The sequence below is a fragment of the Minwuia sp. IMCC3009 genome (assembly GCF_029909415.1).
Taxonomy (GTDB): domain Bacteria; phylum Pseudomonadota; class Alphaproteobacteria; order Minwuiales; family Minwuiaceae; genus Minwuia.
In genome coordinates, this window is the sequence record NZ_CP123781.1 from 2,637,524 (window position 1) to 2,650,724 (window position 13,201).

A 13,201-nucleotide genomic window follows, 5' to 3' on the forward strand; every position below is an offset into this window, starting at 1 on the left:
ACAAGGCCCGTCGCCCGCTGATGGCCGGCAGTCGCAAGACATCGCAGGAAGATGTGCATTTCCGCGTACTTCGCCTGCTGGAGGAAAATCCGGAGATGAGCCAGCGCGATCTGGCACAGGCCGTCGGGATCAGTGTCGGCGGCGCGCACTATTGCCTCAATGCGCTGATCGAGAAGGGGTGGGTCAAGATCGGCAATTTCTCCGCCGCGCGGGACAAGCGCCGCTATGCCTACATCCTGACACCAAAGGGCATTTCGGAGAAATCAGCCCTCACCGGGCGCTTCCTGAAACGGAAGATGGCCGAATATGAGGCGCTGAAGGCCGAGATCGATGCCCTGAAGGTCGAACTGGAACCGGACATCGACCAGTCCGTGCCCCAGAAGCAGGCGCAGCAGAAATGACCCGCGTACTCGTCACAGGCGGCGCCGGCTACATCGGTGCCCATACCTGCAAGGTGCTGGCAGCGGCGGGGCACGAGCCGATCGTGTATGACAATCTTGTCCATGGTCACCGTCACGCCGTCCAGTGGGGACCGTTCGCGCAGGGCGACATCCTGGACCGCGCCAGACTGGATGAAGTCATCGCCGAACATGCGCCGGAGGCCGTGATCCATTTCGCCGCCTTCGCCTATGTCGGCGAGTCGGTGACCGATCCCGGCAAGTACTATCGCAACAATGTGGCAGGCAGCCTGAACCTGATCGAGGCGATCCGCGATCACGGCATTGCGCACATGGTGTTCTCCAGCACCTGCGCGACCTATGGCGTGCCGGAGAGCGTTCCGATCACGGAAGATGCACCGCAGCATCCGATCAATCCCTACGGCCAGTCGAAGCTGACGGTGGAGCGGATGATGGCTGATTTCGAGCAGGCGCACGGTCTGGGCTGGATCGCCCTGCGCTACTTCAATGCCTCGGGCGCGGACCCCGATGGCGAGACCGGTGAGGATCACACGCCGGAAACACATCTGATCCCGCTGATCCTGGATGCCGCGGCCGGGCGACGGGCCGCCATTACCGTCTTCGGCGATGACTACGACACGCCGGACGGCAGCTGCATCCGTGACTACATCCATGTCACCGACCTGGCCGATGCGCATCTGCGTGCGCTGGAGGGGCTGCAGCGCGGCCTGCCCTCCGGAGCCTTCAATCTGGGCAACGGCACTGGCTATTCCGTCTTCGAGGTCATTCAGGCGGTGGAACGCGTCACCGGCCTGACCGTGCCCGTGGAGATCGGCCCGCGCCGCCCGGGCGACCCCGGCCGCCTTGTCGGCAGCGCCGAAAAGGCCCGTCGTGAACTGGGCTGGCAACCACGCTTTGCTGCACTGGACGAGATCATCCGCACCGCCTGGAACTGGCACGGGAAGCTCCACGGTCGCACCGAAGCAACAGGCTTGCGCGCCTGATGCGCATCTATGCCCTGATCACGGATGCCTATGGGGGGCACGGCGGCGTCGCGGTCTACAATCGCGACCTGCTTTCCGCCTTCCTGCAACACCCAAGGGTGACCGAGGTGATCGCGGTTCCCCGGGTGATCAGTCACACCATGGAGGCCCTGCCGGAAGGGCTGACCTATCGCACCGGTGCGGCCGGTGGCGTTGTCCGGTTCCTCGCGACCATCGTCAGGGACCTGCCACGCATCGCGCGGAGCGACATGATCTACTGCGGACACCTGAACCTTGCGCCCCTCGCCTGGGCACTGGGCAAGCTGTTCGGCCGACCGGTGCTTGGCGCCCTCTATGGCATCGAGGCCTGGCGTCCCTCCAGCCGTCGAATGACAGCCTGGGCCAGCCGCCACCTCGCCCGGTACTATGCCATCAGCAACTATACCCGCGACCGTTTCACTTCCTGGTCCCGTGTCCCGGACGCGCGCATCGACCTGCTGCCCAACGCGATCCATCTGCAGGACTATGCCCCGGGCGAGAAATCCGAGGTGCTGGCGGCGCGCTTCGGCCTGCAGAACCGCAAGGTCCTGCTGACGTTCGGGCGCCTGGTCTCGAAGGAGCGTGCGAAGGGTTTCGACGAGGTGCTGCAGGTGCTGCCGACCCTGGTGGCCGAAGATCCGTCCATCGCCTATCTGATCGCCGGCGACGGCGACTACCGGCGGCGGCTGGAAGACCGGGTGGCCGAGCTGCACCTTGGCGAACATGTCGTGTTCACCGGCTTCGTCGAGGAAGCGGAGAAGGCTGATCTCTATCGCCTCGCCGACCTGTATGTCATGCCGAGCCGGGGCGAGGGCTTCGGTTTCGTCTTCCTGGAGGCCATGGCGAGCGGCGTCCCCGTCATCGCCAGTTCGACCGATGGCAGCCGCGACGCGGTGCGTGACGGCCAGCTGGGCGAGATGGTCGATCCGGACCGGCCGGAGGAACTGCTTGGCGCCATACGGCGCGGCCTGAACGCACCGCGCGGGGTGCCCGATGGCCTTTCGTACTTTGCCTTCGGCCAGTTTGCCGAGCGCGTTCGCGACATTCTGGACGGGATGGTGAAACGGTGAGCGGCCAGGTAACGGCCCTGATCTGCGGGGTGTCCGGCCAGGACGGGGCCTATCTGGCCCGGCTGCTGCTGGACAAGGGCTATCGGGTCATCGGCACCTCCCGCGATGCCACGACCAACAGTTTCACTAACCTGGAACACCTGGGCATCGCGGACCGGGTCGAGACCGCCTCCATGGTTCTGACCGACTTCCGCAGTGTGCTGCAGACCCTGAGCCGCTTCGAGCCCGACGAGATCTACAATCTCGCCGGTCAGAGTTCGGTCGGCCTCTCGTTCCAGCAGCCGGTCGAGACGCTGGACAGTATCGCGGGCGGCACCATCAACCTGCTGGAGGCGGTGCGCTTCACCGGGCGTCCCATGAAGCTCTACAATGCCGGTTCCAGCGAATGTTTCGGTGATACCGGCGGCAAGGCCGCAAACGAGGATACCGCCTTCCGTCCGCGCAGCCCCTATGCGACCGCCAAGGCGACAGCGCACTGGGCGGTCGCGAACTATCGTGAAGCCTATGGCCTGCACGCCTGCACAGGCATCCTGTTCAATCATGAATCACCGTTGCGGCCCGCCCGCTTCGTCACGCGCAAGATCGTCAACGGCGCCTGCCGTATTGCCCGCGACGGCGGCGGGGTACTGCAGCTCGGCAATCTCTCGGTCAGCCGGGACTGGGGCTGGGCACCGGAATATGTCGATGCAATGTGGCGGATGCTGCAGACCGACGCGCCGTCGGACTATGTCATCGCCACCGGCACCAGCCATACGCTGCAGGCCTTCTGCGATGCGGCATTTGCCGAACTCGGCCTGGACGCCGCCGCACATGTCGAAATGGATGAAGACCTCAAGCGCCCTTCGGACATCGCGTTTGGCCAGGGCGATGCCAGCCGGGCCGCCCGCGACCTTGGCTGGACAGCGGGATATCGGATGAAGGACATCGTGAAGGCCATGGTCGAGTCAGAGAAAGCCCTGCATGACTGAGACAGACAAGATCGCGACGGGCCTGCCTGCCACGCAGGCTGATGTACAGTGGACCCGTGTCATCCAGCCTCAGCGGGGCCTGTTCTCCGTCCCACTTGCGGAGATCTGGGCCTACCGTGACCTGCTGCTGCTGCTGGTGCGACGCGATTTCGTTGCGCTCTACAAGCAGACAGTGCTGGGGCCGATCTGGTTCGTCATCCAGCCCGTGATGATGACCATCGTGTTCACCATCGTCTTCGGCAACATCGCCAACATCTCCACCGATGGTGTGCCACACACGGTCTTCTATCTGGCCGGGATCACCATGTGGACGTTCTTTGCCGATGCCTTCACCAAGACATCCGAAACGTTCATCATCAACGCCAACATCTTCGGCAAGGTCTACTTTCCCCGCGTGATCGTGCCGCTCTCGGTGGTGCTGTCGGGGCTGCTGAAGTTTGCGGTCCAGTTCACCATCCTGGTCGGTTTCGTCGCCTATTTCGCGGCGACGACGGAGATCGTGCGTCCGAACTGGGCCGTGCTGCTGCTGCCGGTCCTGTTGCTGATGATGGGCACGCTGGGTCTCAGTCTCGGCATGATCATCTCCGCCCTGACCACAAAGTACCGGGACCTGCGGTTCCTGATGCAGTTCGGGGTCCAGCTGCTGATGTATGCGACGCCGGTGATCTATCCCGTCTCGTCCCTGCCCGAGGCCTATCGGGTCTACATCCTCGCCAACCCGATCACGCCCATCGTGGAGACCTTCCGCTATGCCTTTGTCGGCCGGGGAGACTTCGACCCGATGCATCTGGCCTACAGCGGCGGTGTGATCCTGGCCCTGCTGATCCTGGCGACGGTGATCTTCAATCAGGTCGAGAAGAATTTCATGGATACCGTCTGATGAGTACCCCGGCACTCAGGGTCGAGAACGTGTCCAAGATGTACCGTCTTGGTGAGGTCGGCACGGGCTCTCTGTCGCACGACCTGAACCGGGCCTGGGCACGTCTCCGCGGCCGCCCCGATCCCTATGCCCTGGTCGGTGCGGTCAATGACCGGGCCTCAGAAGGTACCCGCGATTTCGTCTGGGCCTTGCGTGACATCAATTTCGAAGTCGGCCAGGGAGATATCGTCGGCATCATCGGCCGCAATGGTGCGGGCAAGTCCACACTGCTGAAACTGCTCTCACGGGTCACTGCCCCTACCGAAGGCAGCATCTACATCAACGGACGCATCGCCAGTCTGCTGGAAGTCGGCACCGGGTTTCACCCCGACCTGACGGGGCGGGAGAACATCTTCCTCAACGGTGCCATCCTGGGCATGAGCAAGCAGGAGATCCGGTCCCGCTTCGACGAGATCGTCGAATTCTCCGGCTGCGCGAAATACATCGACACGCCCGTGAAGCGCTATTCCTCCGGCATGCACGTCCGCCTCGCCTTCGCCGTCGCCGCGCATCTGGAGACCGACATCCTGATCGTTGACGAGGTGCTGGCCGTCGGCGACGCCGAGTTCCAGCAGAAATGCCTCGGCAAGATGAAGGACCTGAGCACGAAGGGGCACCGGACCGTGCTGTTCGTCAGCCACAACATGGCCGCCGTCAGGCAGCTCTGCCCCCGCTCGATCCTCATGAACCAGGGCACGGTGGTGAACAGCGGCGAAACCAATGCGATCATCGAACAGTACATGACGCTGGGAAGCACCGCCGCGCGCATTGTCACCTGGCCGAAGGAACAGGCCCCGGGCAGCGAGGGAGTCAGCCTGCGCGGCATCTATGTGAAGAACCATCTCGGCCAGACCGAGGGTGCCCTTGGCAGTGACGAGGACATTCTTGTCGAGGTCGACTATGAACTCGACGCCCCACGGGGCGACTTGCGTGTCGGCATCAGCCTGTTCAATTCCGAAGGCACCCTGATCCTGATCAGCAGCGACTATGAAGCAGGCGGTTCCGGCGCCATCCGTCCGGAGGGCCGCCACAGCAGCACGGTGCGCATCCCGGGCCACATGCTTCTGGATGGCAAGTACACCGTGGGGGTCGGCATAGAGACCCCCCGCATTCAGGATTTCGTGAGCGGGGAGACCTGCGCATTCGAGATCGACGAAATGGTTCATGACGGCTGGGGACCAAAACATGCAGTCCGGATGCCCGGGGTGATTCATCCCAGTCTGGAATGGACAGCAAGCCAGGCATCCGAATGAAACTGCAGTACCGCAACAAGTTCGGGTCCCTGCCCGTTCGCATCCTGCGGCGGTTCGGGCGCGCATTGCGGCGAACGGGCTACAATGCGCTCGTCCTGTTGCCAGGATTCCGTTTCCTGAAGGCATACGAGGGCAAGCAGGGTCCGATCACGCTCTCGATCTGGTTCATGCAGAAAGTGCTTGGTTTCAATCGTGCCGCCTATTGGGGTGTCCATTTCACCAGCAAGGTGACCCAACCCAAGCAGATCATCGTCGGCAGGAACACGAACCCCGGGATAGAACCAGGATGCTACATTCAGGGCATCGGCACCGTGATCATCGGAGACTATACCGCGATCGCAGCGCGCACTTCGATCATCAGTGCCAATCATGACCTGTACGACCTCAACAAGCACCTGCCCGGTCGCGTCGAGATTGGGTCGAATTGCTGGATCGGGGTCAATTGCGTGATCCTGCCCGATGTAACCTTGGGTGATTTTACGATCGTCGCCGCCGGCAGCATCGTCACAAAGCCCTTTCCTGAAGGCTATTGCGTCATTGCAGGGAACCCTGCCCGGAAGATCCGGGACCTGGATAGGGAACGCTGCCACCCGCGCAACGAAACCGACCCCTACATCGGCTATATGCCTGCGGCTGAATTCGAAGCCTACCGGGCGGCCTATCTATGGACCTGAAGGATCAGCTTCATGGTTTGCCAGCCAATGCCGCTGCCAGAGCGGAGAATGTGAAGTGACAGTTCCAGAGCAGAACCATTTCGCCTGTTCGCGCTGCATCCTGACGAAGGCGGACGCTCCAAACCTGACCTTCGACGAAGATGGTGTCTGCGACCAGTGCCGCAGCTTCGATATTGCATATGCCAAGGTGCCGAGAACCTGGGACGAGGCCGAACCGGAGCTCAACCGGACCGTCGAACAGCTGAAGGCGGCGGGAAAGGGAAAGCCCTACGACTGTCTGATCGGGCTCTCCGGCGGGGTGGACAGCACCTATATCGCATACCTGATGAAGCAGCATGGGCTGCGGCCGCTGGCAGTACATTTCGACAATGGCTGGAACACGGAGCTGGCCGTCGAGAACATTGACCGCATCGTCACCAGGCTGAACATCGATCTGGTGACATATGTCATCGATATCGAGGTACTGACCGACCACGCGATCTTCTGGGCACTGTACGACATCGCGATGCGCAACCGCATCAAGTACATCATCAGCGGAGTCAATGTCGCTACCGAGCACATCATGCCGGATGGCTGGAACTACGAGAAGTACGACGCCTACAACATCATGGACATCTATCGAAAGCATGGTGGTGCGAGAAAGCTGAGCAACTACCCGCTCATGGATCGACGGAAGTGGCGGAAGCTGATGCGATCCGGCATCGAGCAGATCCAGATCCTGAACCTGATTCCCTATGACGTGGCCGAAGTACGCGAGACCATCGAGAGGGAACTTGGCTGGCGCCCCTATACCGGCAAGCATCACGAGTCGATCTTCACCCGTTTCTACCAGGGCTATCTGCTGCCCAGGAAATTCGGTGTCGACAAGCGAAAGGCCCATCTGTCCAACCTGGTGTGCAGTGGCCAGATGACCCGTGACGAGGCCTTGCGCGAGTTTCAGCAGGAAATCTATTCGCCTGAAGAACAACGCGAAGATCTGGAATTTGTCTGCAAGAAGCTTCAGATTTCGCAAGAGGAATTCGAAGATTTCATGCGCGCGCCGCCGCGGCGGCATCTGGACTTCGAGAACCACAAGTGGTTCTTCGCACGGTATCCGATCTTCAAGCCCCTGCTGCCGCTGTGGCGCCTGTACAAGCGGCGCACCGCCTGAGCCATGCCCCCCGTCGTCTCCATCCTGACCCCCAGTTTCAACCGCGAGGACCTTGTCGCGGAAACGCTGGACTCCGTGCTGGCACAGACATGGCCCCACTGGGAAATGCTGGTGGTCGACGATGGCTCGACGGACAGGACCAGAGATGTCGTGGCGGAGTATGCCGCGCGGGACAGCAGGATTCGGCTGTTCGATCGCACATGGCAACCCAAGGGTGCATGCACCTGCCGGAACGAAGGCGTTTCGATGTCCACTGGCGATTACGTCATGTTCCTGGATACCGACGACATCATCGAACCCTTCTGCCTGGAGAACCGGGTGAAGGCCATGGAAGGCGATCCGGACCTCGATTTCGCGATCTTTCCCGGGTTGATGTTCGCGCATGTACCGAATGACCTCGGCCTCTGGTGGAACACCGACAAGCCGGAAGATGAACTGACCCGGCAATTCCGCGGCGATGCCATCGCACAGGGGACGGGCGTTCTCTGGCGCAAGGACTCCTTTGTCCGGATCGGCATGTGGGACCTGGAACTGATGCTCTGGCAGGATATCGAGCTGTTCTTCCGCGCCTACATCCAGGGCTACCGCTATCGCAAGTTCTTCGACCTGCCGCCTGACCTGCACAACCGCGTAAATCCGACGAGCCTGAGCCGCGGCAATTTCTTCAGCCCGGAGAAGCAGTTGAGCCGGATCAGGGTAGCGAAACAGGCCGCGTCAATGCTGCGTCAGAACGGTCAGCAGCATCGGCTGAACGAGCTGCGCTACATGGTGGCGGAAATCGTGGCCGGTGCCGCCCGTTCCGGGCAGCCACGCCTCGCTGTCTCATTCCTGCTCTGGGCTTTCAGGGAGGGTGCAGTCAGCACCCTGGAGGCGTTGCGCATCGCTGGTGTCATCTGCCTCTACGGCGGGCGCCTGACGCGGTTCACGCTGTTTCGCCGCTGGGCCGAAGCGCTGCAGACCCCCTTCGTCGGGAATGGAACAATCGGCCAGATCCCGACCACCACTCCAGTCACGAAAATGGCAGGCACACCCTCATGACGAGATCCCTCGCTGCAATCATTCCGGCCGCAGGTCGTGGGTCACGGCTGAAGCCGTTTCCCTGTCCGAAGGAACTCTTCCCGGTCGGCTATCAGGACGTGATGATTGATGGCGTGCTGGAGAAACGGCCGAAGGTGGTCAGCCAGTACCTGCTGGAACACCTGGTCTCGGCCGGCGCGGAGCAGGTGTTCATCGTCCTGGGCGAAGGCAAGTCCGATATCATGCAGTATTACGGCAACGGCACCCGCTTCGGGGCCCATGTCAGCTACCTGTTCCAGGAAGAGCTGCATGGCATGCCCTACGCCATTGATCTGGCCCGCCCCTGGCTCGACGACCATACGGTTCTGTTCGGGATGCCGGACACGATCATTGAACCCGCCGATTGTTTCAGCCAGTTGCTGGCGTTTCATGATCGCCACGAAGCCGATCTGACACTGGCCCTGTTTCCGACCGACAACCCGAGCAAGTTCGGCATGGTCGACATGGATGCGAACCACGACGTCATCTGGACCTACGACAAGCCGGAGACATCGGACCTGCCCTGTACCTGGGGGGCCTGCTGCTGGTCGCCTGCATTCACCGCATTGATCGGCGAGTATCTCGGCAAACTGACGCCTGGCACGCGCGAGGTCGTGCTGGGGGACGTCTTCAATCATGCAATCGAGCGGAAGATGCGGGTCAAGGCCACCTCGTTCGAAGGGGCGAAATACATCGACATCGGCACCACCGCCGAACTCAACCTGGCCCTGCAACAGTTCAATCTCTGAGCAGCATGACCGAACAGCCCACGATATCCGTCGTCATCCCCGTGAAGAACGAGGCCGCCGGAATCGCCGCCTGTCTTGACGGAATCCTGAGCCAGACCGTGCCGGTGAAGGAAATTCTGGTGATCGACTCCGGGTCCACTGACGGAACGCAGGAGATCGTGCAGGGATACGACCTTGCCCGTCTGCTGGAGATCGAGCCAGGCGATTTCAATCACGGCGACACTCGCAATCTGGGCGTTCGTGAGACCAACGGCGAACTCATCCTCTTCACGGTTGGCGACGCGCGCCCCGTGGACGACCGCTGGATCGAGCGGTTGCAGGCCGGCTTCGTCGCCGAAGACGTTGCGGCAGTTGGCGGCATCCAGATCGTCGCCCACGATCCCAGCAACAATCCGCTGGAATGGTACCGGCCTGTTTCCGAACCGGTGCGGTCCGTCCACCGGTTCGGCAGCGCTGCCGAATTCGATGCGGCGGACGGTGCCGCGAAGCAGTCGGCCTGCGTCATCGACGATGTGACGTCGATGTATCGACGCGCGTTCCTGGAGGCTGTCCCCTTCCGCAGGACGGTCTATGGAGAGGACATGCTGATCTGTGTCGATGCCCTGCGCGCGGGTCATGCGCTGGTCAGGGACCCCGCAGCCTGTGTATTCCACTATCATCTTCAGAACTACAGGACGACATTGCAGCGGACTGTCGCTGTCTGTCTCATGCGCCATGACCTTTTCGGTACCACGCCGGGGGTACCGGTATCGCAACCCGCCCGGGAAGCAGTGCGACTGATGCGGGAACCGTCACTCTCGCTGCGTCAGAAAGTGCATTGGTGGCGCAACCAGCGCCAGTGCTTCCGCGGCATGATGGATGGAATCGCATTGTTCGAGAAGGCAAGATCAGAAGGCGCAGCGGCGCTGGCCGCCCTGCATGAGGAATACCTCGGAACACCGCCGATCCCGGTCAAGCGCGGGCAGGCGAACGCCGCATGACCGCAGGAATGATCACAATCGTCGACTATGGCTGCGGAAACCCCGCCTCCATCCGCAACATGCTGAAGAAGCTGGGTATCAAGGCCACGATCACGTCGGAGGCGGAGGATATCCTGACTTCCGACCGGATCATCTTCCCCGGCGTCGGTGCTTTCGACTACGGGGCCGAGAGCATTCAGTCGAAGGGCATCGCAGAGGCGCTGGAACAGCGGGTGATCCGCGACGGCGTTCCGATCCTGGGGATATGTGTCGGCATGCAGCTGTTTGCCCGACGCAGTGACGAGGGCGAACTGCCCGGTCTCGGCTGGATCAATGGCGATGTCCTGGCGTTCGACCGCACCAGACTTGGACCGACCGACCGGGTGCCGCACATGGGCTGGGCCAGCCTGGACGTGAAGCAGCCGGAGAAGGCATTGCACGGCTTCCACGAGGATCCGCGCTTCTACTTCGTGCATTCATTTCACATGACGTGCGATGACCCGGCAGATGTCGCTGCGACGGCCCATCATGGCTATGATTTCTGCGCCGCAGTCGCGCACGACAATCTGATCGGCGTTCAGTTTCACCCGGAGAAGAGCCATCGCTTCGGCATGACGCTGCTGCGCAACTTCGCCGAAGGAAAGACAGGCGCCGAATGAGATCTGATCCCCGATGAAACGTGTGCGCGTCATACCCACCCTGCTGATCGAGCAGGGGCGTCTGGTAAAGACCATCAAGTTCGGCAAGCGGACCTATATCGGTGATCCGGTGAACACGGTGCGCATCTTCAGCGACAAGGAAGTCGACGAACTGATGCTGCTCGACATCGGTGTCGCGAAGGAAGGCAGGGAACCGGATTTCGACCTGCTGCGCGAGATCGCCAGCGAATGTTTCATTCCCTTCGGCTACGGCGGTGGCATCCGCACACTGGAGCAGGCGCGCCGGGCCTTTGATGCCGGGGTCGAGAAGGTCGTGCTGAACACCGCCCTGCACCGTGCGCCGACACTGGCGAGCAAGATCGCCCGCATGTACGGCAGCCAGGCCGTGGTTGCGAGCATTGACGTGAAGAAGGGCCTGCTGGGCGGCCCGAAGGTCATGACCGAATGCGGCTCCAGGCGCGTTTCCGGGGACGTCACGGAGATCGCGCGCAACGCAGTCGATGCCGGGGCGGGCGAGATCCTGCTGACGGCCATGGATCGCGACGGAACCTTCGATGGCTACGACATGGAACTGATCAAGCGGGTCACTGCCGCTGTCGATGTGCCGGTCATTGCCAGCGGCGGTGCACGCGGGATTCCCGATTTCCTGGCCGCGATCAAGGAAGGCGGCGCCTCCGCTGTCGCGGCGGGTGCCCAGTTTGTCTTCAAGGGTCCGCACAGGGCCGTTCTGGTCAACTACCCCAGCCAGGCCGTCCTGCGCGAAGGGCTGTTCAATCACCTTGGTCCCGAAGACATCACTGTCTGACCCCTTTTCATCCTTGAAACACTAGTCTGAAAGAGAACATGCAGCAGGTATCCCCCAACAGCACAGGCTTCGCCATCGTTGGCTGTGGCCGGATCGGTCAGCGTCACGCCGGCCACGCCCCCAAGTTCGGTCGCCTGACCGCCGTCTGCGATATCGTGCCGGAGAAGGCACAGGAGGTTGCGGCCGAGCAGGGGGCCGAAGCCTTCACCGATCTGGACCAGATGCTGAAGGACATGCGCGGCAAGGCGGATGTGATCGCGATCTGCACCCCGAACGGCCTGCATGCGGAGCACACGATCAAGGCGTTCGAGGCGGGGTACCATGTACTCTGCGAGAAGCCGATGGCGCTGACCGTTCACGAGTGCGGGGAGATGATCAAGGCAGGCGAGAAAGCCAACCGTCGTCTCTTCGTCGTCAAGCAGAACCGCTACAACCCGCCTGTGGAACACCTGAAGAAGCTGCTGGACCAGGGATCCCTGGGGCGCATCTACAGCGTGCATCTGAACTGCTTCTGGAACCGCAATGACGCCTACTACGCCGACAGCTGGAAGGGCAGCCTGGCGATGGATGGCGGCACGCTCTACACTCAGTTCAGCCATTTCATCGATCTGCTCTACTGGCTCGCCGGTGACGTGCAGGACGTGGCCAGCTTCATGGACAACTACTGCCATGCGGACTCGGTGGAATTCGAGGACGCCGGGGTCGCGATCCTGCGCTTCTACAGCGGTGCCATCGGCAGCGTCAGCTTCACCATCAACAGCTTCGGGCGGAACATGGAGGGGTCGCTGACGCTGTTCTGCGAGAAGGGCACGATCAAGATCGGGGGCCAGTACCTGAACGAGATCGAATACGAGAACATCGCCGGCATGGACCCGGCGGAGTTGAAGCAGGGCCGCCCCCCCAATGAATACGGGGCCTACCAGGGCTCCATGTCGAACCACGAGGATGTCTACCAGAACATCCAGCAGGTTCTGACTGCCGAAGGCTCCATCGGCACCATCGGCTTCGAGGGGCTGAAGACCGTCGAGATCATCGACAAGATCTACAGGGCGGCCAGGATTGCCTCCTGACCTGAAGAGCGTCGGCATTCGCGACGTCACCTGCGGCACGGGCGTGACGATTGTCGAACCGTCGAACATCTATCGCTGCACGCTGGGCGACGATTGCTTCGTCGGTCCGTTCGTCGAGATCCAGGCCGGAGTGGAGATCGGGGCGCGGACACGGGTGCAGTCGCACGCCTTCATCTGCGAACTGGTGACCATCGGTGAAGACTGCTTCATCTCCCACGGCGCGATGTTCATCAACGACAGCTTTTCCGGCGGCGGGCCGGCGCGCGGGGACCGCACCCGCTGGGGCCACACCCGTATCGGCAACAATGTCTCCATCGGCACCAACGCCACGATCATGCCCGTCAGCATCTGCGACAATGCCGTCGTCGGCGCCGGAGCAGTGGTGACGAAAGACATTACCCAACCCGGCTTCTATGTCGGGAACCCTGCAAGACGTATGGAGCGCTGAC

The 13,201-nt window shown here is 62.0% G+C and carries 15 protein-coding genes; all 15 read left to right on the plus strand.

Annotated features, from left to right (window positions below; all coding sequences use genetic code 11):
• Positions 1–20: 20 nt before the first annotated feature.
• Genes QGV55_RS12365 through QGV55_RS12435 form a run of 15 tightly spaced genes read left to right on the plus strand, consistent with a single transcriptional unit; the run spans position 21 to position 13,200 of the window.
• On the plus strand, positions 21–401 hold the full coding sequence (locus QGV55_RS12365) for a MarR family EPS-associated transcriptional regulator (protein ID WP_281016479.1): 381 nt from the start codon (positions 21–23) through the stop codon (positions 399–401).
• The gene (galE, locus tag QGV55_RS12370) at positions 398–1,402 is read left to right on the plus strand and encodes a UDP-glucose 4-epimerase GalE (RefSeq protein WP_281016478.1); all 1,005 of its coding nucleotides are present in this window, start codon (positions 398–400) and stop codon (positions 1,400–1,402) included. Before QGV55_RS12365 ends, galE begins: the two co-directional genes overlap by 4 nt.
• Positions 1,402–2,490 carry a glycosyltransferase family 4 protein gene (locus QGV55_RS12375; RefSeq protein ID WP_281016477.1) on the plus strand — a complete coding sequence of 363 codons (1,089 nt, stop codon included), beginning with the start codon at positions 1,402–1,404 and terminating at the stop codon, positions 2,488–2,490. The genes galE and QGV55_RS12375 overlap by 1 nt, the downstream gene beginning before the upstream one ends.
• The gene (locus QGV55_RS12380; protein WP_281016476.1) at positions 2,487–3,458 is read left to right on the plus strand and encodes a GDP-mannose 4,6-dehydratase; all 972 of its coding nucleotides are present in this window, start codon (positions 2,487–2,489) and stop codon (positions 3,456–3,458) included. The genes QGV55_RS12375 and QGV55_RS12380 overlap by 4 nt, the downstream gene beginning before the upstream one ends.
• On the plus strand, positions 3,451–4,338 hold the full coding sequence (locus QGV55_RS12385) for an ABC transporter permease (RefSeq protein WP_281016475.1): 888 nt from the start codon (positions 3,451–3,453) through the stop codon (positions 4,336–4,338). Before QGV55_RS12380 ends, QGV55_RS12385 begins: the two co-directional genes overlap by 8 nt.
• Entirely contained in the window at positions 4,338–5,630 is a 1,293-nt protein-coding gene (locus tag QGV55_RS12390) for an ABC transporter ATP-binding protein (protein ID WP_281016474.1), read from the plus strand. Before QGV55_RS12385 ends, QGV55_RS12390 begins: the two co-directional genes overlap by 1 nt.
• Complete coding sequence (locus QGV55_RS12395; protein WP_281016473.1) at positions 5,627–6,304, plus strand: acyltransferase; 678 nt, start codon at positions 5,627–5,629, stop codon at positions 6,302–6,304. The genes QGV55_RS12390 and QGV55_RS12395 overlap by 4 nt, the downstream gene beginning before the upstream one ends.
• Before the next feature lie 55 nt (positions 6,305–6,359).
• Entirely contained in the window at positions 6,360–7,454 is a 1,095-nt protein-coding gene (locus QGV55_RS12400; RefSeq protein ID WP_281016472.1) for a 7-cyano-7-deazaguanine synthase, read from the plus strand.
• A gap of 3 nt (positions 7,455–7,457) precedes the next feature.
• Positions 7,458–8,492, plus strand: a complete 1,035-nt coding sequence (locus QGV55_RS12405) for a glycosyltransferase family 2 protein (RefSeq protein WP_281016471.1) — start codon at positions 7,458–7,460, stop codon at positions 8,490–8,492.
• Positions 8,489–9,259 (plus strand): nucleotidyltransferase family protein, encoded by a 771-nt coding sequence (locus tag QGV55_RS12410; protein WP_281016470.1) that lies wholly within the window; start codon positions 8,489–8,491, stop codon positions 9,257–9,259. Before QGV55_RS12405 ends, QGV55_RS12410 begins: the two co-directional genes overlap by 4 nt.
• A 5-nt stretch (positions 9,260–9,264) precedes the next feature.
• Positions 9,265–10,239, plus strand: coding sequence for a glycosyltransferase (locus QGV55_RS12415; RefSeq protein WP_281016469.1), 975 nt, complete (start codon positions 9,265–9,267; stop codon positions 10,237–10,239).
• Positions 10,236–10,877 carry an imidazole glycerol phosphate synthase subunit HisH gene (gene hisH, locus QGV55_RS12420; RefSeq protein WP_281016468.1) on the plus strand — a complete coding sequence of 214 codons (642 nt, stop codon included), beginning with the start codon at positions 10,236–10,238 and terminating at the stop codon, positions 10,875–10,877. Before QGV55_RS12415 ends, hisH begins: the two co-directional genes overlap by 4 nt.
• A gap of 13 nt (positions 10,878–10,890) precedes the next feature.
• Positions 10,891–11,682 carry an AglZ/HisF2 family acetamidino modification protein gene (locus QGV55_RS12425; protein ID WP_281016467.1) on the plus strand — a complete coding sequence of 264 codons (792 nt, stop codon included), beginning with the start codon at positions 10,891–10,893 and terminating at the stop codon, positions 11,680–11,682.
• Between the two features lie 38 nt (positions 11,683–11,720).
• Complete coding sequence (locus QGV55_RS12430; RefSeq protein WP_281016466.1) at positions 11,721–12,752, plus strand: Gfo/Idh/MocA family oxidoreductase; 1,032 nt, start codon at positions 11,721–11,723, stop codon at positions 12,750–12,752.
• Positions 12,742–13,200, plus strand: a complete 459-nt coding sequence (locus tag QGV55_RS12435) for an acyltransferase (RefSeq protein WP_281016465.1) — start codon at positions 12,742–12,744, stop codon at positions 13,198–13,200. The genes QGV55_RS12430 and QGV55_RS12435 overlap by 11 nt, the downstream gene beginning before the upstream one ends.
• Position 13,201 lies beyond the last annotated feature (1 nt).

Bases quoted from the DNA above. Each gene is read 5' to 3' on its own strand.
- galE (WP_281016478.1), top strand. From the start codon at position 398: ATGACCCGCGTACTCGTCACAGGCGGCGCCGGCTACATCGGTGCCCAT.
- QGV55_RS12405 (WP_281016471.1), top strand. From the start codon at position 7,458: ATGCCCCCCGTCGTCTCCATCCTGACCCCCAGTTTCAACCGCGAGGAC.
- QGV55_RS12385 (WP_281016475.1), top strand. From the start codon at position 3,451: ATGACTGAGACAGACAAGATCGCGACGGGCCTGCCTGCCACGCAGGCT.
- QGV55_RS12410 (WP_281016470.1), top strand. From the start codon at position 8,489: ATGACGAGATCCCTCGCTGCAATCATTCCGGCCGCAGGTCGTGGGTCA.
- QGV55_RS12425 (WP_281016467.1), top strand. From the start codon at position 10,891: ATGAAACGTGTGCGCGTCATACCCACCCTGCTGATCGAGCAGGGGCGT.
- QGV55_RS12375 (WP_281016477.1), top strand. From the start codon at position 1,402: ATGCGCATCTATGCCCTGATCACGGATGCCTATGGGGGGCACGGCGGC.
- QGV55_RS12390 (WP_281016474.1), top strand. From the start codon at position 4,338: ATGAGTACCCCGGCACTCAGGGTCGAGAACGTGTCCAAGATGTACCGT.
- QGV55_RS12365 (WP_281016479.1), top strand. From the start codon at position 21: ATGGCCGGCAGTCGCAAGACATCGCAGGAAGATGTGCATTTCCGCGTA.
- QGV55_RS12395 (WP_281016473.1), top strand. From the start codon at position 5,627: ATGAAACTGCAGTACCGCAACAAGTTCGGGTCCCTGCCCGTTCGCATC.
- QGV55_RS12430 (WP_281016466.1), top strand. From the start codon at position 11,721: ATGCAGCAGGTATCCCCCAACAGCACAGGCTTCGCCATCGTTGGCTGT.
- QGV55_RS12415 (WP_281016469.1), top strand. From the start codon at position 9,265: ATGACCGAACAGCCCACGATATCCGTCGTCATCCCCGTGAAGAACGAG.
- hisH (WP_281016468.1), top strand. From the start codon at position 10,236: ATGACCGCAGGAATGATCACAATCGTCGACTATGGCTGCGGAAACCCC.